The organism is Promicromonospora sp. MEB111 (assembly GCF_030209445.1).
GTDB lineage: Bacteria > Actinomycetota > Actinomycetes > Actinomycetales > Cellulomonadaceae > Promicromonospora.
Genome location: NZ_JARVSD010000008.1, coordinates 378,012 through 401,411, shown reverse-complemented (window position 1 = coordinate 401,411; position 23,400 = coordinate 378,012). Strand labels below are relative to the sequence as shown.

19 protein-coding genes are annotated in these 23,400 nt (G+C 74.3%); 12 read left to right on the top strand and 7 right to left on the bottom strand.

Going from position 1 to position 23,400, the window contains the following annotated elements:
- The first annotated feature begins 62 nt into the window (after positions 1 to 62).
- Positions 63 to 914 (top strand): NAD(P)H-binding protein, encoded by an 852-nt coding sequence (locus QRN56_RS10700; protein WP_285103017.1) that lies wholly within the window; start codon positions 63 to 65, stop codon positions 912 to 914.
- 18 nt (positions 915 to 932) lie between these two features.
- On the opposite strand, the gene QRN56_RS10695 is transcribed toward QRN56_RS10700, so the two are convergent.
- On the bottom strand, positions 933 to 2,564 hold the full coding sequence (locus QRN56_RS10695) for an alpha/beta hydrolase (RefSeq protein ID WP_285103016.1): 1,632 nt from the start codon (positions 2,562 to 2,564) through the stop codon (positions 933 to 935).
- A 197-nt stretch (positions 2,565 to 2,761) separates the two neighbouring features.
- Between QRN56_RS10695 and QRN56_RS10690 the strand changes: the two genes are divergently transcribed.
- Complete coding sequence (locus QRN56_RS10690; RefSeq protein ID WP_285103014.1) at positions 2,762 to 3,913, top strand: winged helix DNA-binding domain-containing protein; 1,152 nt, start codon at positions 2,762 to 2,764, stop codon at positions 3,911 to 3,913.
- Between the two features lie 3 nt (positions 3,914 to 3,916).
- Here the strand turns inward: QRN56_RS10690 and QRN56_RS10685 are convergent, their stop codons facing one another.
- The gene (locus QRN56_RS10685; RefSeq protein WP_285103013.1) at positions 3,917 to 4,729 is read right to left on the bottom strand and encodes an MmyB family transcriptional regulator; all 813 of its coding nucleotides are present in this window, start codon (positions 4,727 to 4,729) and stop codon (positions 3,917 to 3,919) included.
- An 88-nt stretch (positions 4,730 to 4,817) separates the two neighbouring features.
- Here QRN56_RS10685 and QRN56_RS10680 point away from each other — a divergent pair, with 88 nt between their 5' ends.
- Together QRN56_RS10680 and QRN56_RS10675 are read left to right on the top strand one after the other, a co-directional pair.
- Complete coding sequence (locus tag QRN56_RS10680; protein WP_285103011.1) at positions 4,818 to 5,222, top strand: nuclear transport factor 2 family protein; 405 nt, start codon at positions 4,818 to 4,820, stop codon at positions 5,220 to 5,222.
- A gap of 138 nt (positions 5,223 to 5,360) precedes the next feature.
- Complete coding sequence (locus QRN56_RS10675; protein ID WP_285103009.1) at positions 5,361 to 6,977, top strand: ATP-dependent DNA ligase; 1,617 nt, start codon at positions 5,361 to 5,363, stop codon at positions 6,975 to 6,977.
- A 132-nt stretch (positions 6,978 to 7,109) separates the two neighbouring features.
- Here QRN56_RS10675 and QRN56_RS10670 read toward each other — a convergent pair whose 3' ends face one another.
- The 5 genes from QRN56_RS10670 to QRN56_RS10650 form a co-directional block, all read right to left on the bottom strand.
- A complete protein-coding gene (locus QRN56_RS10670) occupies positions 7,110 to 7,448 on the bottom strand; it encodes a YciI family protein (protein WP_285103007.1) in 339 nt (112 codons plus the stop codon).
- A 261-nt stretch (positions 7,449 to 7,709) separates the two neighbouring features.
- Positions 7,710 to 9,428, bottom strand: a complete 1,719-nt coding sequence (locus QRN56_RS10665) for a dipeptide ABC transporter ATP-binding protein (protein WP_285103006.1) — start codon at positions 9,426 to 9,428, stop codon at positions 7,710 to 7,712.
- A complete protein-coding gene (locus QRN56_RS10660; protein ID WP_285103004.1) occupies positions 9,425 to 10,252 on the bottom strand; it encodes an ABC transporter permease in 828 nt (275 codons plus the stop codon). The genes QRN56_RS10665 and QRN56_RS10660 overlap by 4 nt, the downstream gene beginning before the upstream one ends.
- Positions 10,249 to 11,244, bottom strand: coding sequence for an ABC transporter permease (locus QRN56_RS10655; RefSeq protein WP_502928782.1), 996 nt, complete (start codon positions 11,242 to 11,244; stop codon positions 10,249 to 10,251). The genes QRN56_RS10660 and QRN56_RS10655 overlap by 4 nt, the downstream gene beginning before the upstream one ends.
- Complete coding sequence (locus QRN56_RS10650; RefSeq protein WP_285103002.1) at positions 11,229 to 12,908, bottom strand: ABC transporter substrate-binding protein; 1,680 nt, start codon at positions 12,906 to 12,908, stop codon at positions 11,229 to 11,231. The genes QRN56_RS10655 and QRN56_RS10650 overlap by 16 nt, the downstream gene beginning before the upstream one ends.
- A gap of 254 nt (positions 12,909 to 13,162) precedes the next feature.
- Between QRN56_RS10650 and QRN56_RS10645 the strand changes: the two genes are divergently transcribed.
- The 8 genes from QRN56_RS10645 to QRN56_RS10610 all read left to right on the top strand — a co-directional run bounded on the left by QRN56_RS10645 (position 13,163) and on the right by QRN56_RS10610 (position 23,377).
- A complete protein-coding gene (locus QRN56_RS10645; protein WP_285103001.1) occupies positions 13,163 to 14,380 on the top strand; it encodes a toxic anion resistance protein in 1,218 nt (405 codons plus the stop codon).
- A 23-nt stretch (positions 14,381 to 14,403) separates the two neighbouring features.
- Positions 14,404 to 15,006, top strand: a complete 603-nt coding sequence (locus tag QRN56_RS10640) for a hypothetical protein (protein WP_285102999.1) — start codon at positions 14,404 to 14,406, stop codon at positions 15,004 to 15,006.
- Positions 15,003 to 16,400, top strand: coding sequence for an AAA family ATPase (locus tag QRN56_RS10635; RefSeq protein ID WP_285102997.1), 1,398 nt, complete (start codon positions 15,003 to 15,005; stop codon positions 16,398 to 16,400). Before QRN56_RS10640 ends, QRN56_RS10635 begins: the two co-directional genes overlap by 4 nt.
- Positions 16,397 to 17,728 (top strand): GlnX family signal transduction membrane protein, encoded by a 1,332-nt coding sequence (locus QRN56_RS10630; RefSeq protein WP_285102996.1) that lies wholly within the window; start codon positions 16,397 to 16,399, stop codon positions 17,726 to 17,728. The genes QRN56_RS10635 and QRN56_RS10630 overlap by 4 nt, the downstream gene beginning before the upstream one ends.
- Positions 17,725 to 18,762 carry a glutamate ABC transporter substrate-binding protein gene (locus QRN56_RS10625; protein ID WP_285102995.1) on the top strand — a complete coding sequence of 346 codons (1,038 nt, stop codon included), beginning with the start codon at positions 17,725 to 17,727 and terminating at the stop codon, positions 18,760 to 18,762. The genes QRN56_RS10630 and QRN56_RS10625 overlap by 4 nt, the downstream gene beginning before the upstream one ends.
- On the top strand, positions 18,759 to 19,862 hold the full coding sequence (locus QRN56_RS10620) for a hypothetical protein (RefSeq protein ID WP_285102993.1): 1,104 nt from the start codon (positions 18,759 to 18,761) through the stop codon (positions 19,860 to 19,862). The genes QRN56_RS10625 and QRN56_RS10620 overlap by 4 nt, the downstream gene beginning before the upstream one ends.
- Complete coding sequence (locus tag QRN56_RS10615) at positions 19,859 to 22,150, top strand: serine/threonine-protein kinase (RefSeq protein ID WP_285102992.1); 2,292 nt, start codon at positions 19,859 to 19,861, stop codon at positions 22,148 to 22,150. The genes QRN56_RS10620 and QRN56_RS10615 overlap by 4 nt, the downstream gene beginning before the upstream one ends.
- A gap of 111 nt (positions 22,151 to 22,261) precedes the next feature.
- Entirely contained in the window at positions 22,262 to 23,377 is a 1,116-nt protein-coding gene (locus QRN56_RS10610) for a protein phosphatase 2C domain-containing protein (protein ID WP_285102991.1), read from the top strand.
- Positions 23,378 to 23,400: the final 23 nt, after the last annotated feature.

Sequence of the window (23,400 nt, the reverse complement as noted above, 5' to 3'; positions counted from 1 at the left end):
CCACAGCCGGCTGTGCCGATTTCTCCTAGAGCGAGGTGCTCGCCGAGGGCGACGCTCGGGGCATGATCCTTGTCACCGGTGCCACCGGCACCATCGGCGGCCACGTCGCCCGGCTCCTGACCGACCGCGGCGTGCCCGTTCGCGCCATGTCCCGTCACCCCGCCGGTGTGCGGAACGGCGTACGGGCGGACTTCACCGACCCGGAGTCGCTGGACGCGGCGGTCGCCGGGGTCGACGCCGTCTTCCTGGTCACGGTGCCACCCGTCCCGACCGCGCAGCACGACGTCGCACTGGTCGCCGCCGCCCGTGCCGCGGGAGTCCGGAAGATCGTGAAGCTGTCCGGCGCCGGCGCCGGTGAACAGTTCGAGGGCGCCACCGTGGGGGCATGGCATGCCGCCGCGGAGGAGGCCGTCGCGGAGAGCGGCCTCGCGTGGACCGTTCTTCGTCCACCGAGCTTCGCGTCGAACCTCCTGCGGTACCGGTCGTTCATCGAGGCCGGGGACCCGGTCCCGAACGTGTTCGGGAGTGCCAGGCAACCGGTCGTCGACCCGCGCGACGTCGCAGCGGTCGCCGTGGAGGCCCTGCTCGACGACGTCCACGACGGCAGGCGCTACGACGTGACCGGACCGGACCTGCTCAGCTTCGCCGACCAGGTGGCGATCCTCGGACGTGTGCTCGACCGCCCCCTTCGGGACGCCGAGGTCGACCTGTCGGCCCAGCTCGGGGCTGCGGGCCTGCCGGCCGGGGCGATCGCGCAGATCAAGCTCGGCGCCGACTGGGCGAGCGCGGGGGGCGCCGAGTACATGACCGAGCACGTCAGCCGGATTCTCGGGCGCCCCCCGCGCACGTTCGAACAGTGGTCGATCGACCATCGGGCACTGTTCGAACGCGGCGTGGACCAGGCCGGCGGCTGAATCAGGCCGGTGGCTGAATCAGGCCGGCGGCCCGCAGGTGACGTCGCGCTCCGGCAGCTCGCCGGTGCGCAGGAACGCCGTCGCGAGGTCGTCGGCGCAGTCGTTGCCCAGCCGCAGGTAGGACAGGTGGCCACCCTGGTCGGCGGTCACCATGCGCGCCCGGTCCCCGAAGGCCGCGCGCAGCGCCGTCGCGCCGGACAGCGGCGTGGCCTGGTCGCGCAGGTTCTGCAGGATGAGCACGTTCGACGGCCCGTCGTCGGTGATCTCCACCTGCGGCTCGGCCGGCTCGGACGGCCAGAAGGCGCACGGCGTGATGTTCGCCCCGGCCGCGCCGAACATCGGGTAGCGGATCCGGTCGATCGCGACGTCGACCTGGTAGCGCCACACCTGCTCGGGCCAGTCCGAGTCGTTGCAGATCACGTGGAGCTGGCTCGCGATGTAGTTGTCGGCGGGGATCGCGACGTCCGCCGGGGTCGACGGCGCGGCAGGCTCCGTCGTCGGGCCCGCGAGCGCACCGGGCACCGGGACGGGCTCACCCCGGTCGAGCGCCCGCCAGGTCTCGGCGAGCGCCGGCAGGCTCGAGTCGTAGTAGAGGGCGGCGAACGTGGCGAATCGGAAGGCCGCGCCGGTGTAACCGTCCGGGCTCGGCGCCCGGTCCAGGCGTGCCGCGAGCTCGAAGTACTTGGCCCGCACCTGGCGGGGCGTCTCGCCGAGGCCGTACTCCGGACGCTCGGCGGCGAACGTCGCGAAGTCGGGGAACCGGTCCTCGACGCCCTGCCCGAACAGGCGCGAGAACGAGTGGTCCCAGCCGCCGGGCCCGGTGGCGCTGTCGAGCAGGAACCGGTCGCTGCGCTCCGGGAACATCGAGGTGTAGACCGCGCCGAGGTAGGTGCCGTACGAGATGCCGAAGTAGGACACCGTCTCCTCGCCCAGGGCGGCGCGGACCCGGTCCATGTCGCGAGCGGTGTTGGCCGTGGTGATGTGCGGCAGCAGGTCGGCCGTCGGCGAGGTCCCGCACTTCTCGGCGACCGCCGCCACGCGGATGGCCTCGCTGCGCACGTCGGCGGCGTCGCGCGCGTACATCGGGATGTTGGTCGGATGCTCCGCTGGACCCAGGTCGCAGGTCACCGGCGTGCTGTGGCCCACACCGCGCGGGTCCATGCCGATCACGTCGTACTGGTCCAGGATCTCCTGCGGCAGCTTCAGCACGTCGCGCAGCCCGGCCGGGTAGGCCAGCCCCTCGCCGCCGGGGCCGCCGGTGTTGGTCAGCAGCACCCCGCGGCGCCGCTCCGGGTCGGTGCTCGCCAGCCGCGAGACGGCGACCTCGATCGTGCGCCCGTCCGGCTCGGCGTAGTCCAGCGGCACGTCGATCGTGCCGCACTCCAGTCCCGGCGCGGCCACGGCCGCCGGGCAGTCGCCCCAGGTCAGAGCGGCCTGCGTCGTGGCCGTCCTCGCTCCGGGCGACGCCGGGGCGGACGACGCCGTCCCCGGCGCCAGGGTCGCCGCCAGGAGCGCCACCGCGATGGTCAGCACGGAAACGCGCGTCACCCTGCCCGGTCGGGTCGGCTCGGGGCTGCTGGCCTCGGGTCCGACGGCGCCGGGCCGGTCGGCGCGGGGACTGTCGGCCGGGTTCGCTGGTGTCGAGGTCATGCCCTCGATCCCATCGGTCCGGGCCCGTACCCGCCAGTGCGACCGCGTCACCGCTCCCCCGTGACATACCGCAGGCCACGCCATGACACGGCGTCACTGGTGGGGCGGGCCGTGCCCGGGAGACACTGCGGCGTCGGGCCCGGCACGGACCCCCACAGGGCCCGGTGAGTGTCACAGGCGCGACGTACTCTTCCCGCATGCCCTCCGGAACCACGGACCTCGCCCCCGACGCCGCGCGCCGGCTGCGCCTGCGCACGCAGGGACTCGCGCTGCCCGACGACGGACCGAGCTCCGCGACGCCGGGTGACGTCGTCCGCCGGATGGTGGCCCTGCAGGGGCAGGACCTGCCCGCGGTGCTGCGCGCGATCGCCGTCCGCTCGCGCCCGGGCACCACGATCGACGACGTGCGCGCCGCGTTCGACGGAGGCGAGCTGGTCCGCGGCTGGACCCAGCGCGGCACCCTCTTCGCGACCACGCCGCGAAACCTCGCCGCGCTCGTCTCGCTGACGGGTGAGCGCGTGACCCATCTGGGCCGGCGCGTCCGCGAGGCGGAGGGGCTGGACGACGCGCTCGTGGACCGTGCGGAGAAGATCACCCGGGAAGTGCTGGCGGTGTCGGACGGGTTCACGCGGGCCGAGATGATCGACCTGTGGCAGCAGGCCGGGGTGCCCATCGAGGGGCAGCGCGGGTACCACCTGATCGTCACGCTGGCACTGCGCGGGGTGCTGCACTGGGGCCCGTTCGCGGGGGCGCAGCAGAAGATGGTCGCGTCGCCGGGCGCGGGTGGTTCCGGGGGCGCCGGCGGCGCCGCAAGCGGTCCGGCCGAGGAGCCCGACGTCGCTCTGCGCCGCATCGCCCGGTCCTACTTCGCGAGCCGCGGACCCGCCTCGGTGGACGACCTGGCCTGGTGGCTCGGCCTGCCCAAGACCCCTGTACGCGCCGCCGTCGCCACGCTGCGCGAGACCGAGCCGGACGCCGTCGGCGACGTCACGGTCGACGGGAAGATGATGCTCGTGGGCCGCGCGGCGGACGGGCCCGCCGCCGGGGTCGCGCCCGAGCGCCTGCCCGGGCTCGACGAACCCTGCGGCGTCCTGCTCGTGCCCGGGTTCGACGAGGTCGTGCTGGGCTACCAGGACCGTGACCTGGTCGCGGACGCCGAGGCGATGCGGACCGTCGTCCCGTTCACCAACGGGCTCTTCCGGCCGGCGGTGCTCCTCGACGGACGCCTGGTCGGCACGTGGCGCCGCGCGCCCAAGGCCGGCGAGGCCCCGTACGAGCTCGTGCCGGGGATCGCGGGACCGGCCCGCACCGCCGTCGAGCAGGCGGTGGCGGCGTGGCCGCTGGGTTGAGGCCTAGTTCCCGGCCGGATCCGTGCTGGCGCCGTCGGTGACCGCGCCGTCGGTGAACCAGGCGGCGCTCTCGGCGTCGGCCGGGTAGTACGACTCGATCGCCACCTCGTCGAGCGTGATGTCCATCGGGGTGCCGAACGTGGTGATCGTCGAGAAGAGCCGCAGCTCCCGCCCGTCGATCCGGATGATCATGGGGATCACCACGTCCGACTCGGCCGCGATCGACCGGCCGGGTTCGTCGTCGTCCCGGCCGGGCGCGAGCAGCTCCTCGTAGAGGGCGGTCAGCCCGGCGTCGGGCACGGTGGCGAGCTGGCGCCGCACCCGGGCACGGAACACCGCACGCACGTCGGCGAGGTTGACGACGAGCGGGGCGAGCCCGCGCGGGTCCAGGCCCAGGCGCACGAGGTTGACCGGCGGGCGCAGCAGGTCGGGCGCGACCCCGGCGAAGAAGCGGTCGACGGCCCGGTTGGTCATCAGGATGTTCCACCCGCGGTCGAAGACCAGCGCCGGGTACGGCTCGTGCGCCCGCAGCACCCGCGCGACGGCGTCCCGGGCGGGAGCCAGCGCGTCGGTGCCGAGCGGACGCTCGTCGTACCGGGGCGCGAACCCCGCGGCGAGCAGCAGCCGGTTGCGGTCGCGCAGCGGCACGTCGAGCTGCTCCGCGAGCCGGAGCACCATGTCGGCGCTCGGCCGGGACTTCCCGGTCTCCACGAGGCTGACGTGCCGCGCCGAGACGTCGGCCGCGATCGCGAGATCGAGCTGGCTGAGCCGACGGCGCTGCCGCCACTGCCGCAGCAGCTCGCCCACTGTTCCCATGGACGTCGAGTGTCGTGCACGGCGGGCCGGAGCGCCATGAACTCCCAGTTCATCGACAACCGTCGCGGCGCTGTCGAAGACTGCGGGCATGACGACACAGGACACGACCACACCGGGCACCGCTGGCGACAACACGAGCATCGTCACCGCCGCCTTCGCGGCCCTCACCGAGACGGGCGACGTCGACGCCGTCGGGCGGGTGCTCAGCGACGGCTTCGTCCACCACCGGCCCGACGGGCTGTCCCGGACCAAGGCCGAGTGGCTCGCCGCCGTCCGCGGCTCGCTGGAGCACATCGCGGGTATGGAGGTCGAGCTGGTGCATCTCCTGGCGAGCGACGACCACGTCATGCTGCACTCGCGGCGACGGCTCCCCGCCGGGCCGGAGATCACGGTGGTCGACATCATGCGGTTCGAGGACGGCCGCATCGCCGAGGCCTGGGAGCTCATCGAGCCGACCGCCGAGGCGCCTGCTCACCTGACGTGGTGGGCCTGATGCGTTGACCACAGCAGTTGCTGCCAGGCTCCGGTGCTGACCACAGCAGTTCCTGCCAGAACCGGCTCCGGCGTGGCAGCAGCAGCTGTGGTCAACACCTGAGGCCGCGGCTGGTCGGGCGGCGGGTCAAGATGGAGCATGCTGCTCGCCGAGGTCGCCGCCACGTCCGACGCCGTCGCCGCCACGCGCTCGCGCCTGGCCAAGCGTGCGGCCATCGCCGACCTGCTGCGCCGGACGGCGGACGGCGGCGCCGCTGACACGAACCCGGGAGCGGTCGCCGACGACCTGGAGATCGTCGTCGCCTACCTCGCCGGCGCACTGCGCCAGCGCCGCACGGGCCTCGGCTACGCCGCGCTGCGCGATCTGCCGCCGCCGGCCGCAGACCCCACGCTCACGGTCCGCGACGTCGACGCCGCGTTCGCCGCGATGGCCGCCCTGGAGGGTTCGGGCTCGGCCCAGGCGCGCTCCGCCGCGGCCGCGGAGCTCTTCGGCTCCGCGACCGAGCGGGAGCAGGCGTTCCTCCGCGGCCTGGTCGCGGGCGAGCTGCGGCAGGGCGCGCTCGACTCCGTCGTCGTCGACGCCGTCGCGGAGGCCGCCGGGACGCCCGCCGACGCCGTCCGCCGCGCCGTCATGCTGCGCGGGGCCACCGGGCCGGTCGCGAGCGCCGCGCTCCTCGCGGACGACCCGTCGGCCGCGCTGGCGGCCTTCACCCTGGAGGTGGGGCGGCCGGTGCGGCCGATGCTCGCGCAGTCCGCCCCGGACATCGCGGCCGCCTTCGAGAAGCTTGCGTCCGGCGACGAGCCCGGTGAGCTGTGCGTGGACGTGAAGCTCGACGGCATCCGCATCCAGGTGCACCGGCTCGGCGACGACGTGCGGGTGGTCACGCGCTCCCTGGACGACATCACCGAGCGCGTGCCCGAGATCGTCGAGGTGGTGCGCGCCCTGCCGTCGGACCGGCTGGTGCTGGACGGCGAGGCGCTCGGCGTCGGGCCGAACGGCGTCCCCCGGCCGTTCCAGGAGACGGCCGCACGCTCGGCGACCCACGAGTCGACGCGCGGCTCGGCGCGCGGGCCGGCCCGGGCGACGTCGGCGGAGGAGGCGCTGGCCGACCAGTTCGAGCTCACCCCGTTCTTCTTCGACGTGCTGCACGCCGACGGCCGCGACCTGCTCGACGCCCCGCTGCGCGACCGCCTGGCGGTGCTCGACGAGGTCGCGGCGCCGCACACCGTACGCCGTCTGACGACGTCCGACCCTGAGGCGGCGGCCGAGTTCTTCGCGGGCGCGGTCCGCGAGGGCCAGGAGGGCGTGGTGGTCAAGTCGCTGGACGCCCCCTACGCGGCCGGACGACGCGGCGCCGGCTGGGTCAAGGTCAAGCCCCGCAAGACCCTGGACCTCGTGGTGCTGGCGGTCGAGCGCGGCTCGGGCCGCCGTCAGGGGTGGCTGTCCAACATCCACCTGGGCGCGCGGGACCCCGAGGGCGGCTTCGTGATGCTCGGCAAGACCTTCAAGGGCATGACCGACCAGATGCTGGAGTGGCAGACCGAGCGGTTCCGGGAGCTGGAGGTCGAGGACAACGGCTGGGTCGTCACCGTCCGGCCGGAACAGGTCGTGGAGATCGCGTTCGACGGCCTGCAGCGCTCGACCCGCTACCCCGGCGGCCTGGCGCTGCGGTTCGCGCGCGTGCTGCGCTACCGCGACGACAAGACCGCCGCGGAGGCCGACACGATCGACACGGTCCGCTCGCTCGCCGTCTGACCGCTCCCCTTTGAGGCCTAAGTTTCTTCGCTTTGAGCCGGCTCAAAGCGAAGAAACTTAGGCCTCAAAGGGGATGTGCGCCACGCATCCGGAAGAGGACGACGCGCGCCGCTGAGGACTCCGGGGCGGAGCTCAGGACTCCGGGTCGTACATGAGCTCCCGGACCTCCTGGGCGCAGCGGCAGCCCTCCGCGATCCGGGCCGCCCACTTCAGCGCCTCCTCGCGGCTGGCCACCTCGAGGATCGAGAACCCGCCGATCACGGCCTTCGTCTCCGGGAACGGGCCGTCCGTCACGGTGCCGTCGGTCGCGACGACCGACGCCCGCTGGCGCTCCAGCCCGGCGCCGAAGATCCACACACCGGCGTCCTTGGCCGCCTGCACGACGGCGTGCGAGGCCTCGGCCACGGCGGGCAGGTCCTCCTGCGGGAACGTCATCGCGCCGTCGTCGAACGAGATCAGATATCGCGGCATCGCAGTCCTCCGGGTCTCGGCGGCCCATCGGGCCGATCTCCTGCGGGGTGGACGGCGTTTGCCCGCGATACTCATCGGGTGGCCCCTCCAGCGCTTCCCAGCCGGCACCGGCCGGCCCGGAATCCGGACGGCTCCGAGGCAAGGTGCACGCCGCCGGGTGGGTAACGCTGAGCTAGCAGTGCTACCCCTGCGTTACCCACCCGGGGGCGCACAGCTCTCCCCGGAGGTCGGCAGGCGCCGCGCCCGCGTCCCCAGCCGGCCCTAGAGCCGGACGGCGTCCCGGAGCTGCCTCGCGTAGGGGTGCTCGGCATCCTCGAACACCGTCGAGGCGGGCCCCTGCTCGATGATGCGGCCCTCCTGCATCACGGCGAGGTCGTCGCTCATGTGCAGCGCGACGCCGAGGTCGTGCGTGATCAGCAGGTACGCGAGGTCGCGCTCCCGCTGGAGCCGGTCCAGGAGGTCGAGCACCTGCGCCTGGACCGAGACGTCGAGCGCCGAGACCGGCTCGTCCAGGACGAGCACCCGGGGCTCGGCCGCGAGCGCCCGCGCGACCGAGACGCGCTGCCGCTGCCCGCCCGACAGGTGCAGCGGACGGCGGGTAGCCAGCGCGGGGTCGAGGCCCACCGTGTTGAGCAGGTCCGCGATCTGCGCGCGCACGGGTCCGGGCCGGAGCGAGCGGCCGCGGGTGATCGCGTCGGCCAGGACGGCACCGACCGTCCAGCGCGGGTCGAACGAGCTCAGGGCGTCCTGGAACACCGCGCCGATCAGGTGCCGGCGCGGACGGCGTCTGGCCTCCGGGAGCGGGTTCCAGGGTTCGCCCAGCAGCGCGACCTCGCCGGCGTCGGGGTGCTCGAGCCCGAGCAGGAGCCGCGCGGTGGTCGACTTGCCCGAGCCGGACTCGCCGACGAGCCCCAGGGTGCGGCCCGCGCGGAGCGTGAACGACACGTCGTCGGTGGCGACGATCTCCCGCCCGCCGACGTGGAAGACCCGCGACAGCCCGCGCGCCTCGACGAGCACGCGCTCCCCGGCGTCGGTCCCGTCGAACGTAGAGTCCGTCGCGGTGTCAGCGCTCTTGGAGCGACCATCACTACGTTCGCCGACGCCGGGCCCGGCCGACGGCGGGAGAGCCCCCGCCGACACAGACAGCGACTCACCCCGCGGCCGCCCCGCCGGGACGGCGTCGACCAGCTTCCGCGTGTACGGGTGCCCGGGCCGCTCGAACACCTCGGCCGGTGTGCCCTCCTCGACCACCACGCCGTCGGTCATCACGAGCACCCGGTCCGCGATGCCCAGCACCACTGACAGGTCGTGGCTGATCAGCAGCACGCCGGTGCCCTCGTCGCGCAGCTGCCCCAGCAGCCGGAGCACACCGGCCTGGACGGGCTGGTCGAGCGCCGTGGTGGGCTCGTCGGCGACGACGAGGCGCGGGTCGGCCGCGATGCCGGCGGCGATCAGGGCGCGCTGCCGCTGCCCGCCCGAGAGCTGGCCGGGGCGCTGTCCGGCCCGGAGCTCGGCGTCGGGCAGACCGACCCGCTCCAGGAGCGCGACGGTGCGCGCGCGGCGCGCGGCGGCGTCGAGGTCGGTGTGCAGGGCGAGCGTGTCGGCGATCTCGCGGCCGACGGGGCGCAGGGGGTCCAGGGAGACGAGCGCGTCCTGCGCGATGAGCCCGACGGTGCCGCCGCGCAGCTTCCGCAGCCGCCGCCCGGACAGCGACAGCACGTCCTGACCCGCGACGGACAGCCGGGCCGCCGAGACCCGCGCGCCCTCCCCTGCCAGGCCGACGACGCTCCGCGCGGTGACGCTCTTGCCCGAGCCGGACTCGCCGACGATCGCGACGCACTCGCCCGCCGCGACCTGGAGGCTGACACCGTCGACCACCCGCCGGCCGGAGAACGACACGACGAGGTCGCGGACGTCCAGCACGGGCCGGTCCGGCACCGCCTCGCCCGGCGTCGCCGACGTCCCCTCCACCCGGCTCATGCGCCGCTCCTGTTCCGCTTCTGGATGCCCCGGCCGATCACCGTCGCGGCGGCCGCGCTGGCCACGATCGCGAGGCCCGGGAAGAACGTCATCCACCAGAAGTTCGCGATGTAGGTGCGCCCGGCGGCGAGCATCGCGCCCCACTCCGCGGCGGGCGGCACGGCCCCCAGGCCGAGGTAGCTCAGGGAGGACACCCAGATGATCGCCTGCCCCAGACCGAGCGTGGCCAGCACGAACAGCGCGGCGGTCACGTTCGGCAGGATGTGGCGCGCGGTGATCCAGAGCCGCCCGCGGCCCAGCACCCGGGCGGCCTCGATGAACTCGGCGGACGCCGTGCGGCGCACCTGGGAGCGGATGATGCGCGCGTAGCCGGGCGCCGTGGCCAGGCCGACGGCGATGGTGGAGCTCAGCAGGCCCGGCCCCGTGACCACGATGAACAGCAGCGCGAGCAGCAGGCCGGGGAACGCGAACAGCACCTCGACCACCCGGGTGGTGCCGAAGTCGAGCCAGCGCGGACCGAGGCCCGCCACGAAGCCGAGGACGATCGCCAGGCCGATGCCGATCGCCGTGGCCAGCACGCCGATCCGGAGCGACTCCGATGCCCCGTGCACCACGCGGGTGTAGATGTCGCGGCCGGACTCGTCGGTCCCGAAGAGGTGGGCGAGCGACGGCGGCTGGAAGGCGTCGGCGTGCGAGACGGCGAGCGGGTCGCCGGGGGCGAGCAGGCCAGGCCACAGCGCGGCGACCACGAGCAGCAGCAGGAAGACGGCGGCGACCGCCTCGGCCACGGTGAACCGGAGGCCGCCGACCCGGGCGCGACTCATTCGGCCACCGCCCGGGTGCGCGGGTCGATGACCCGGTCGGCGAGGTCGGTGACCAGGGTCATCACCGTGTACGCGAGTGCCACCACCAGCACGATCCCGGTCACGAGCGTGACGTCGCGCAGCTGCACGGCGGACAGCAGGCTGCGCCCCAGCCCCTGCCGCGCGAACACGGACTCGACCACCACGGCGCCGCTGATCAGGGATCCGAAGGCCCAGCCGGACAGGCCGACGGCGGGGATGGCCGCGTGCCGCAGGGTGTGCCGCCAGAAGATCCGCACCTCGCTCTCGCCGCGCGCCCGGGCCGTGGTGACGAACGGCGACTCCATGGCCGTGAGCAGGGACTCGCGCATGACCTGGCCGAGGAACCCGGCGAGCGGGATCGCCATGGTGAGCGCGGGCAGCACGATGCCGAGCGGCCCGGGCACGCTGACCGGCGGGAGGATGCCGAGGGTGAGGCTGAAGAAGAGGATGAGCACGGTCGCGAGCCAGAAGTGCGGCACGGCGGCGGCGACGAGCTCCAGCCCGGAGCCGATGGCCCAGGCGACCCGGCCGCCCCGCACGCTCCATGCCGCCAGGCCCGTGGCGAGCGCCCAGGCCAGCACGAGGGAGACCAGGGCCAGCGTGAGCGTGGCGCCGAACTGCTCGCCGATCGCGGTCAGCACCGGCTTGTGCAGCGAGTACGACTGGCCGAGGTCGCCGGTCACCAGCCGGCCGAGGTAGGTGAGGTACTGGACGACGAGCGGCTGGTCGAGGCCGTACTCGCGGCGTACCTGCTCCAGCGCCTCCGGCCCGGCCTGCGAGCCGGGGCCGCCGAGGATCGCCTCGGCGGGGTCGCCCGGGACGAGCCGGAGGGCGAAGAACGTGATGGTCGCGGCCGCCCACAGGACGAAGACGACGCCACCGGCGCGCAGCAGCAGCCAGTGCCGGTTGCCCGGCACCGGCCTCCTGCGCGCCCCGGTGGTGGCGACCGGAAGGGTCAAGGCGCCAGCCATGCCCCGGCGAAGGTCGGCGTCGACACCGTCGGCATCGCCCGCAGCCCCTGCACGGTGGACGAGCGCAGGAAGTGGTTCTGCTGGTCGTACAGCGGCAGGATGTAGTAGCCCTCCAGGATGATCTGCTGCGCCTGCTCGTAGAGCGCGGCCCGCTCGTCGGCGTCGCTGGTCGCGGAGGCCTGGGTGAGCAGGTCGTCCAGCTCGGCGTCGTCCACCTGCGCGAGGTTCGCGAAGTAGCCGCTCGGCGCCGGGGTGATCGAGTCCGAGTGGTACAGGATGCGCAGCACGTCCGGGCCCACCTTCGTGTACGGGGCGCTGACCAGGTCGTAGTCGTTCTCGGCGAGCACGCCGTACCAGCTCGACAGGTCGAGGGGCTGGAGGTTGACCTCGAAGCCGGCGGTCTTGGCGTCCGCCTGGATCTGCTCGAACAGGGACTGCTCGGCGGGGATCGACTGGTTGGTGCTCACCGGGAAGTCGAGGCTGAGGCGCTCACCGTCCTTGACGCGGTAGCCGTCGGCGTCGCGCTCGGCCCAGCCGGCGTCGTCCAGCAGGTCGGACGCCGCGTCGGTGTCGACCGTGAAGTCGACCGTGAACAGGTCGGGCAGGCTCAGCCCCAGCGGCTCGACGCTGGACAGCGGCGAGTACGACCGCTCGGCAGTACCGAAGAACAGGCTCTGGATGCCGTCGTCCACGTTCACGGAGCGGATGAACGCCTCGCGCACGCGCTCGTCGTCGAACGGCGCCTTGCCCGAGTTGAGCTCGATGCGGTTGGCGGCGCCCGGGCGCGGGGCGTCGAGCTCCTCGATCGCGTCGTCCGACTCGGCGGACCGGATGGTGTCCGGCTGCGCGTTGTCGATGACCTGGACCTCGCCGGACTGCAGCGCGGCGTAGCGGCTCGCGGAGTCGGGGATGAACCGCCACACGATCGAGTCGAGGTACGGCAGGTCGCTGCCCTCGGTCGCCTCGGCGACGTCGGCCGGCGGCGAGTTGTAGTCGTCGTTGCGCACCAGGGTCACCGAGTCCTGGCGCTCCCACGTGTCGACGACGAACGGGCCGGTGCCGACGGGCGCGGCGCAGTTCTCCTCCTGGCTGCGCTCCAGGGCCTTCGGCGACTCCATCGCGACCCAGACCTGGGACAGCGACTCCAGCAGCGCGGAGTCGGGGGCGCTCATCTCGAGCCGGACCAGGTGGTCGTCGACGGCGACGACGTCCTTGATCTTCGCCAGCGCGAGGTACCCGGTGGACGACGCCGTGGCGGGGTCCTGCACGTGCGCGATGTTCGCGGCCACGGCCTCGGCGTCGAACGGGGTGCCGTCGGTGAACGTCACGTCGTCGCGGAGCGTGAACTCCCACTCCAGGCCGTCGTCGCTCACGTCCCACTCGGTGGCGAGCCACGGGATGACCTCGCCGTCCTCGTCGAGCGAGACCAGCGACTCCAGGTACTGGGTGGCGATGAGCGCCTGCGGGTAGTTGCCGCCGACGTGCGGGTCGAGGCAGGACGGCTCGGCGTCGCCCGACGCGTAGGTCAGCGTGCCGCCCGTGACGGGTTCACCGGACGGTTCGCCGCTGGTCCCTCCCCCGGGAGAACAGGCGGCGAGCAGCAGGGCGACGGCGGCCGTGACGACGACGGCGGCACGCGGGCGGGAGAACCGGCGCGAGGGCATGGCTTCGTGTACATCCTGTCTGGAAGGGTGTCCGAACGACTCCGTTCATGCTCCCAAACCTCGGGGCCCGGCGGGCCTATTCCGCGAGAGGACGCCGGGTGAGGCGCACCACACCGAGCAGTCACCCGCCGCCCCGGGAACTCTGTCCGCCGCCCCCTCGTTCTCACCCCGCCGAGCAGCGCTTCCGCCCCTCGTCGACGGTAGCCCGCGGCATATACTCGCCGCGTTCGGACGCCCTATCTCGAGGAGCACCGATGACCGAGCCGATGCCGCTTCAACCCCCCGCGCCAGCAGAGCCGCTCGTGCTCACGGCGCCCGACCCGGTGCAGGCCGTGCCCGCGACGCAGGCGCCCAAGATGGCGCCCAAGGTCGACCCCGCCGTGGCGCCCGCGCTCGACCAGAAGGTCACGACCTACCTCGACGGCCTGCTCGGCACCGACACCCGGTCCCCCGAGTTCGCCCGGCGCGCCGACGACGTGCGCACCATGGGCGACCAGGACATCCGGCAGGCCGCCGACTCCAGCAACCGCCTGCTGGCCACGCCGGTCCGCGCCCTGAAGGAGGGCGGCCTCGCCGACGGCTCGAAGGTGGGCCAGACCCTCCTGGAGCTGCGCCGCACGGTGGAGGACCTGGACCCGTCCGAGGCGAGCGTGGGCCGCAAGATCCTCGGCGTCATCCCGTTCGGCGACAAGATCCAGGACTACTTCCGCCGCTACGAGTCCGCCCAGGGCCAGCTCAACGCCATCATCCAGGCCCTCTACAACGGGCAGGACGAGTTGCGCAAGGACAACGCCGCGCTCAACCTGGAGAAGCAGAACCTCTGGGACACGATGACGCGGCTCAACCAGTACATCTACGTGGCCGAGCGGCTCGACGCCCAGCTCTCCGCGAAGATCGCCGAGCTGCAGATCGCCGAGCCCGAGCGGGCCAAGGCGCTGTCCGAGGACGTGCTGTTCTACGTGCGCCAGAAGCACCAGGACCTGCTCACCCAGCTCGCGGTCTCGATCCAGGGCTACCTCGCGATCGACATCATCATCAAGAACAACGTCGAGCTCACCAAGGGCGTCGACCGCGCCACCACGACCACGGTCTCGGCGCTGCGCACCGCCGTCATCGTGGCGCAGGCCCTCGCTAACCAGAAGCTCGTGCTGGACCAGATCGGCGCCCTGAACACCACGACGTCGAACATGATCGCGTCCACGTCCAAGATGCTCGCCGACCAGTCCGCGACCATCCAGGAGCAGGCCGCGAGCTCGACCGTGGGCATCGAGCAGCTCCAGTCGGCGTTCGCCAACATCTACGCGACGATGGACTCCATCAGCGAGTTCAAGACCCGCGCGCTGGACTCGATGTCGCAGACCATCGGCGTGCTGCAGACCGAGACGACCAAGGCCTCCGAGTACGTCGAGCGGGCCCGGCGCACCAACACCGACGGCGTGGCGAGCGGCTCCCTCGACCTCGGCAACCGGTGACGGCAGCGGGCACGGGGGAACGCATGGGTTGGTGGCAGCGGGTCTTCGGCGGCGGACGCACCGAGGCGGAGCCGCCCCTCGCGATCCCGGCGCCGCCCACGACCGAGCAGATCGTCACGTCCGTCGACGCCGTGCTGGCGCGCGCGTCCGGGAAGGCCCCCGCTGCCGTCACGGCCCGGGTGCAGCGCGTCGCCGAGACCGTGCACGAGATGGCGCCGCGGCTGGACCGGCTCGGCGCGGGCTCCCAGCAGGCACACACCGTGGTGGCGACGGCGACGAGCTACCTGCCGGAGGCCGTCGACGCCTACCTGCGGCTGCCGCGCGACTTCGCCGACCGGCGCGTCGTGGACCGCGGCAAGACGTCGCTCCTAATCCTGTGCGACCAGCTGGACCTCCTGGGCGCCACGCTCGACAAGATCTCCGACGCCGTCTCCCGCGCCGACGCGGTGGCCCTCGTGGCGCACGGCCGGTTCCTGGAGGAGAAGTTCGGCACCTCGGGCAGCCTCACCCTCCCGAGCGCCGGCCAGTCGCCGTCCGGCCAGCCCCAGCCGGGCCAGCCACTGCCAGGTCCGGGCACGGCAGGCCCGGGCCCGACGGCGGGCCCCGGCCCCCTGGAGGCCCCGTGACCACGACGGCGCTGGCCACCGCCCTCGACGCCCTGGCCGCAGCCGGCACCGCAACCGGCCTCGGCGGCCCGGAAGCGCGCGCCGAGGGCGAGCGGCTGGCCGCCGCGGTGGCGGAGTCGTCCCCCGGCGCCCCGACGGACTGGCTCAAGGCCACCGCCGCCGACGTCGGCCCGGAAGGAAGCACCGGCCGCCCGACGTCGTCCACGCTCCAGCCGTTCTTCGACGCCGCCGTGAGCGCGCGCCGCTGGCGCTCCGCCCCGACCGACCTGCTCGAGCACCTCATCACGACCGCCCCGCAGCACGCCCCGGGCTACGCCGACGCCCTGGCCGCCGTCGTCGACGCGGCCGCCACCCTGGGCGACCCGAGCATCAGCGCCATAGCCGCCGCAGAGGGCACGAAAGCAGTCCACCGCAGCGCTGCGGCGGGCCGCGAGACGGCGCCCCGGGCCGGCGCCGACCCCGGGCTCAGGCTCGGCGCACCGGCCCCCACGCCGTCCGCCACGGAGCCCGAGCCGGCCACCCAGGCCGCCGGGACCGAACCCGAGCCGGAACCCGCGGACGAGCCCCGCCCGCTGGCCGAGCTGCTCGACGAGCTGGACCAGCTCATCGGCCTGGGCCGGGTCAAGGACGAGATCCACCGGCAGACCGAGCTGCTGCGCATCGAGCGCCTCCGCGCCGAGGCCGGCCTCACCTCCCCCACGCTCACCCGCCACCTGGTGTTCGTCGGCAACCCCGGCACGGGCAAGACCACGGTGGGCCGCCTCGTGGCCGGGATCTACCGCGCACTCGGGCTGCTGGACAAGGGCCACCTCGTGGAGGTCGACCGGTCCGAGCTGGTGGCGGGCTACCTGGGCCAGACCGCGGAGAAGACGACGGCTGTGGTGCAGCGCGCCCTGGGCGGCGTGCTGTTCATCGACGAGGCGTACGCGCTGGCCGAGGACCAGTACGGCCGCGAGGCGGTGGACACCCTGGTCAAGGACATGGAGGACCACCGCGACGACCTCGTGGTGATCGTGGCGGGCTACCCGGGCCCGATGGCCCGGTTCGTCGGCACCAACCCGGGCCTGGAGAGCCGGTTCTCGCGGACCATCACGTTCGAGGACTACTCCGCCGCCGAGCTGCGGCAGATCTTCGCGGCCATGGCCGGGGCCGCCGACTTCGAGCCGGAGCCCGCCACCCTCGACCGCTTCGACCGCCTCGTGGCGGACCAGGTGCGCAGCGAGGGCTTCGGCAACGGCCGCTGGGCACGCAACGTGCTCGACTCCGCGATCGCCCGGCACGCCTGGCGCCTGCGGGACGTTGAACGACCGACGGTGGACCAGCTGCGCACGCTGGTCCCGGAAGACCTGGAGGACGTCGTGGACATCGGGACAGACAGCGAGGCCACCCTGTGACGGCACCCCTGACCACCACGGGCCCGCCCCGGAGCGAGCCGGGCCCGGCGTCCGGGGCCCCGGACGACGGCCCCGCGCGCACCTCCGTCCGGGACCGGATCACCGCGGAGCTCGCGACCACGCCGGGCCGGCTGGCGCTGGCCACCGCCGTGGCCGTGGTGGCGTGCCTGCTGCTGGCGGTCACCGGGTTCCTGGCGGGCAGCAGCCAGTCGGCGGCCCTGCGGGACGCGCAGCGGGACGCCGCGCAGCTCGTCGGCACGCAGGAGCTGCGCAACGACCTGGTGTCGGCGGACGCGACGGCGACCAACGCGTTCCTCGTCGGCGGGCTGGAGCCCACGGAGGCCCGCGAGCGCTACGAGGCGAGCGTGTCCGAGGCCGCGGAGGCGCTGCCGGCGCTTGCGTCGACGGCGCAGGGGGCGGACGAGACCGCGGACCTGGCCACGGTGTCGGACTCGGTGCAGCGGTACGCGGGCCTGGTCGAGTCGGCCCGGGCGAACAACCGGCAGGGTTTCCCGGTCGGCGCGGCCTACCTGGACCAGGCCTCCGCCGCGTTGCGCGACGAGGTGCTGCCCACGCTCGACGACGTGGCGGTCTCGACGTCCGAGCGGGTGGACGACGACCTGACCTCCGTCTCCCTGAGCCAGGCGCTGCTGCTGTTCGTGCTGCTCGGCCTCGTGGCGCTGGCCGCCGTCCAGCTCTGGCTGGCGCGCCGCACGCACCGCCGGCTGAACCTGGGGCTGGCGGCCGCGAGCGTCGCCCTGCTGGTGGGCGGCATCGTGGCGACGGTGGCGGTGCTGGGCGGCAACGGCGTGGCCCGGTCGGTGGCGAGCGGCCCGTACGCGGCCACGGTCGCCACGTCGCAGGCCCTGTCGCTCGCCACGGACGCCAAGTCGATGGAGTCGTTCACGCTGATCAAGCGCGGTTCCGGCGCCGAGTTCGAGGAGTCCTACCAGACCTCGGTCGCCCAGGCCCGCGACCTGCTGACCGAGGCGCAGGACGCCTCGGACACCGGCTCCGACCCGCTGGCCCTGCTGAACGCCTGGGACGAGAAGCACGCCGAGATCCGCGCGCTGGACGACGGCGGCCAGTGGGACGAGGCGGTCGACGCCGCGACGTCCACGGCCGACGACTCGGCGGGCGCGGCCTTCACGGCGTTCTCCGACCAGGCCCACGCCGACGTCGAGACCACGAGCACCGCCGCGGTGGACCGGCTCGGCTCCGCGGCGACCACCGCCCAGATCGCGGCCTGGGTCGCCCTCGTGCTCGGTGTCGCCGGCGCCGTCGCCGCGGCCGCCGGGATGAACGTCCGCCTGAAGGAGTACCGATGAGCACGCGCGCAGCCCGCAGACCGATCGTCACCGCCCTGGTGGCGCTGGCCCTCGTCGGCACGACGGCGGCGTGCGCGCCCCAGCCCACGACGCAGCTCCTGACGGGCGCGGCCGGGGCGGGCTCGGCCGCGCAGGAGTCGGTGCGGGACTCCGCTCAGGACTCTGCGCCGAAGGCGGCGGCGGGCGCGACGACGTCGGGCACGGCCACGGCCGCGGAGGACTGCAGCGACGGGCTGCCGCCCGTCGCGTCGATCGACCCGGGCGGCAGCCCGGAGGTGACGTCCGGCTCCACGATGGCCGAGATCCGCGAGCGCGGGACCCTCCGGGTGGGCGTCTCGGCGGACACGCTGCTCATGGGCTCGCGCAACCCGTTCACGGGCGACATCGAGGGCTTCGACATCGACGTGGCCCGGCAGATCGCCGACGCGATCCTGGGCGACCCGGAGAAGATCCAGTACCGGGTCATCACGTCGGGCGACCGGGAGGCCGTCCTGGAGGACGGCGACGTCGACATCGTGACCCGCGCGTTCACGATCAACTGCGACCGGTGGGAGAACATCGCGTTCTCCGCGGAGTACTACCACGCGGGGCAGAAGCTGCTGGTGCCGTCGACGTCGAAGGTGGAGAGCATCGACGACCTGGACGGGCAGCGCGTGTGCGCGCCCGAGGGCACCACCACCCTGGAGCGGCTGGAGCAGTGGGAGGGCGTCGAGGCGGTGCCCGCCGCCACGCACACCACGTGCCTGGTGCTGTTCCAGCAGGGTGCGGTGGACGCCATCACGGGTGACGACACCGTCCTGGCGGGCTTCGCCGCCCAGGACCCCTACGCCAAGGTCGTCGGCGACGCCGTGAGCGACGAGCCGTACGGCGTGGGCATCCCCGCCGGCAACGCGGACATGGTGCGGTTCGTCAACGGCGTGCTGGAGGACATGGTCGCGGGCGGGCAGTGGGAGGAGTCCTACGACCGCTGGCTGGGCGACGCGCTCGGCGCGGCGCCGTCCGCGCCCGAGCCCGTGTACGGACGGACGCCGTGAGCCGGACGCAGCGCGCGCCCGCGCCGCCGGGCGCCCTGGGGGTGGCGGCCGAGCCGGCCGCGCTGCTGGCGTACCTGTCCGACCTGCAGGCGTGGCTCGACGTGCGCCGCGCCGACCTGGACCGGCTCGACGCCGCGGCCCGGCAGTCCGGCGCGGACGCCGTCACCGCCGACGTGGTGCTCGCCCTGACCCTGTGGCAGGCCGTGCGCACGCGCACGGACGAGCTGGTCGAGGTGTGGGACTCGGGCCGGGCGGACGCCGTGGCGCGCGAACGCATGTCGCAGCTCGTCTGGGGCCGGCTCGGCGGTGACCCCGCCACGTCGCTCCTGTCCCTGGTCGACGCCGCACGCCTGTGCGACGCCCAGGCCGACCAGCTCGCCTCCCGGCTCTCGTTCGACCCGCACGCGGCCGACGTCACCGCCCGGTTCCGGGCGCTGGCCGCCGGGATCGTCCGGGCGGAGGACGCCGCGCGGGCCACGGCCGCGACGGAGGACGACGCCGCCGTCGCCCGCCTGCGCGACCGGCACGCCCGGCTCAAGGCCGACGCCGCCCGCGGCGCCGACGTCACGGGCCCCCTCGGCGCGCTGGAGGACGAGGTCGCGCGCACCGAGCGCGACCTCATCGTGCACGCCGCCCGGAGCCGGTCGCTCGCCAAGGACCGGCAGCGCGCCGTCGAGCTGCGTGCCGCCCTGGCCGACCGGGCGCCCCGGCTCGCGCAGCTCGCCGAGCGCTGCCGCCGGGAGATCGCCGTCCCGCCACGGCTCGCGATCCCGGACGTGCACCGCCTCGGCGAGGTCCCGGACGAGCCGGCGCGGCTCACGACCTACGTCCAGCGGCTGGGCTCCGTCGAGCGCGCCATGGAGCAGGTCGAGGACGCCTACACCGCACCCCTGCGGGAGCGCGCCGAGCTGCGCTACCGCGTGAAGAACCTGATGACGAAGGCCCAGGGCAACGGGCGGGCGTCGTCGTACACCGTGAAGGCGGGCGAGGACGAGGTGCGCGAGACGCTCGACGCGACCCCCTGCGACCTGGCCCTGGCCCGGCACTTCACCGAGCAGCTCGAGACGCTCGTGCGCGATCTCCCGGAGGGACACCGATGACTGAACAGGCCTGCGCCGAGCCGGGCTGCACCGGCACCATCGAGGACGGCTACTGCAACGTGTGCGGTACGCCCGCCGGCGGCAACCCGGCCGGCGACGGGCTCGCCGCCGTCGCGGCGTCCTGGGCCGACGGCGACCTCGACGCGACGACCGTCCGCTCCTCGGGTTCCGTGCCGAGCGCCATGGCCGAGCCGACGACCGGGCGCACCAGCTCGTCGCGCCTCGCGTCCACCGCCCTGGGCTCGGCGCGCGTGACGGGCGGCACCCGGCAGACCCGCCGGGTCGGCACCGGGTCCACCCGCCTGCGCGGGCACCGGCTCGGGGCGGGCCTGACCACCGTGCCGCACACGCCGGTGGCCGACCCGCTGCAGGCCGTCATGGAGACGCCCGAGCTCGCCGAGTCCAAGCGGTACTGCCCCACGTGCGGGCAGCCGGTCGGCCGCGCCAGGGACGGCGTGCCCGGCCGCATCGCCGGGTTCTGCGGCCACTGCGGCGCGCGGTACGACTTCGCCCCCGCGCTCAAGGCCGGCGACCTCGTCGCCGGGCAGTACGAGGTGGTGGGCTGCCTCGCCCACGGCGGGCTCGGCTGGATCTACCTGGCCCGCGACCGCAACGTCAGCGGCCGCTGGGTGGTGCTCAAGGGCCTGCTCAACGCGGGCGACACCGAGGCGTACGAGGCCGCGGTCGCCGAGCGCCAGTTCCTGGCCGAGGTCGAGCACCCGCTGATCGTCGAGATCTTCAACTTCGTGCTCCACGAGGGCCTCGGCTACACCGTCATGGAGTTCGTGGGCGGCCGGTCGCTCAAGGACGTGCTCAAGGACCGCCGCGAGCAGGACGGCGGGCAGCCCCGCCCGCTGCCCGTGGACCAGGCCATCGCCTACATCCTCGAGGTGCTGCCCGCGTTCAGCTACCTGCACGACCACGACCTGCTGTACTGCGACTTCAAGCCGGACAACATCATCGCCCAAGGCGACGGCGTCAAGCTGATCGACATGGGTGGCGTGCGCCGCACCGACGACCTGACGTCGGCCATCTACGGCACCGTCGGCTACCAGGCGCCCGAGGTGCCGGAGGTCGGGCCGTCCGTGGCGTCCGACATCTTCACGCTCGGCCGCACCCTGGCGTCCCTCGTGCTGGACTTCCGCGGCAACACCACCGTCTACCAGGCGTCGTTCCCGCCCGTGGCCGACACCCCGGTCTTCCAGAAGTACGACTCGTTCTACCGCTGGCTCGCCAAGGCGTGCGCCCCCGATCCCGCCGACCGGTTCGGGACCGTGGACGAGGCCCGGGTCCAGCTCCTGGGCGTGCTGCGCGAGGTGGTCGCCACCGACAAGGGTCCCGGGTACACCGCCACGACGTCCGCCGAGTCGCTCCTGTTCGGCGTGCCGCCGCTCGACGGCGCCGACGGCGCCCTCGACTGGAACGAGCTGCCGCTCCTGAAGGTCGACTCCGCCGACCCGATGGCCTCCTGGCTGGCCGGCGTCAACGTCGCCGACCCCGTGGAGCGCATCAAGGCCCTGGCCGACCCGGACGAGCACACCGTCGAGGTGCGCCTCGCCGTCGCCCGCGCCGCGATCGAGGCGGACGACGCCGCGCTGCTGCGCACCACCGTGGCGCAGATCCTGGAGGACGACGCGTGGGAGTGGCGCGCCGCCTGGATGGAGGGCCTCGGGCACCTCGCGTCGGGCAACGCCGCCGCGGCCCGCGCGTCGTTCAACGCCGTCTACGGGCAGGTGCCCGGCGAGCCGGCGCCCAAGCTCGCGCTCGCCACGAGCTGCGAGCTCTCGGGCGAGCCCGGCGTCGCCGAGCAGCTCTACGGCACCATCGCCCGGGCCGACGCCAACTACACCGGCGCCGCCGCGTTCGGCCTCGCCCGCGTGCGGTCCGGCGGCGGCGAGCTCGACGGCGCCCTCGACGCACTGGAGCTGGTGGGCCCCACGCGCGGGTCCTTCCCGGACGCCCGCCTGCAGCGGGCCCGGCTCCTCGTCTCCGCGCACCGCACGCTGCTCGACCTGGCCGACGCCGTCGCCGGGCTCGACGCCGCCCACATCCCCGACCGGCCCAAGGCCCAGGTCACCGTCGAGGCCCTCGACGAGGCGCTCGACATCGTGCTGCGCGACGGGCCCGTCCCGAGCGTGCGGGTGGCCGGTGCGAGCGCCGAGGAGCACGAGCTGCGGGACCGCCTGGAGCTCGCCCTGCGCAACCTCGCCCACCTCACCGACGAGCGCTCGGAGCGCGTCGCGCTCGTGGACCGGGCAAACTCCGTACGGCAGTGGACGTGGCGATGAGCGCCCCGCCGGGCCGGACCGGGCGCCACCGACGGCGCCCGCAGCCGGAGACCCGCTGAACCACAGTCGCGGGGCGGGAGCCCTGACGAAGGCAAGGAGATCGACCCCGACATGACCGCCGACGACAGCGTCCTCGTCCGTTGCCCGAGCTGTGGAGAGAGCGCGGCACCCCGCGCCAGGTTCTGCGAGAACTGCGGCACGGCGCTGGGCCCCGTCGCGGACGACCCGTCCCTGCCGTCCGAGGTGACCCTGGACGTGGCACCCACCGTGCTGGACCTCGACCCGCCGACGGGCGAGGCCGGGCGGCGCAGGTGCGCGGCCTGCGGCGGCCTCATCGCCGACGACGGCTACTGCGCCGACTGCGGCACCCCCGGCCAGTCCGAGCGCGACCACTTCGAGGAGCGCCCGGCGGCCTGGGTGGCCGGCGTCTGCGACCGGGGCATCCGGCACGCCCGCAACGAGGACGCGATGGCGCTGGCCGCGAGCAGCACCTTCGCGGCGCTCGTGGTGTGCGACGGCGTCTCCAGCGCCCCGGACTCCGACGTCGCCTCGCTCGCCGCGAGCCGCGCGGCCCGGGACGTGCTCGTGGCCTACGGGCCCGAGGGGTCGAGCTCGGTCGCGGGTGCCACCAGCCGGCGCATCGCCGGCTGGACCGACGCCATGGTCGCCGCGTCGCGCGCGGCGGGCCAGGCGGTGCGGGGCGCGGCGGAGCAGCTCGCCGCGACCAAGGGGACGAACGTGGCGGACGACCCGCCGTCGTGCACCTTCGTGGCCGCCGTCGTGGACCGCGACCTGATCGTCGCCGGCTGGCTGGGCGACTCCCGCGTGTACTGGCTGCCGGACGCCGGTCCGGCCGAGCAGCTCAGCGTCGACGACTCGTGGGCGCAGGAGATGATCGCGGCGGGCGTGCCGCGCGCCCAGGCCGAGACGTCGCCGCAGGCGCACGCCATCACCCGCTGGCTCGGCCCCGACGCCGCCGACACCGACGCGCGCTGCGCCGCGACCGTCCCGTCCGGGCCCGGCTGGCTGCTGGTCTGCTCGGACGGCCTGTGGAACTACTGCTCCGACGCGCACGAGATGGGCGAGCTCGTGCGCCGGTTCGCCGGCTGCGGCGAGCCCCACGCCGCCGCGGCGGCGCTCGTCCGCTGGGCCAACGCCCAGGGAGGGCGCGACAACATCACCGCCGCGCTCGCCCGGATCGCCCCGACTGTCACCGAGCAGCGCTAGCCTGCCGTAACCGAGAGGAGCCA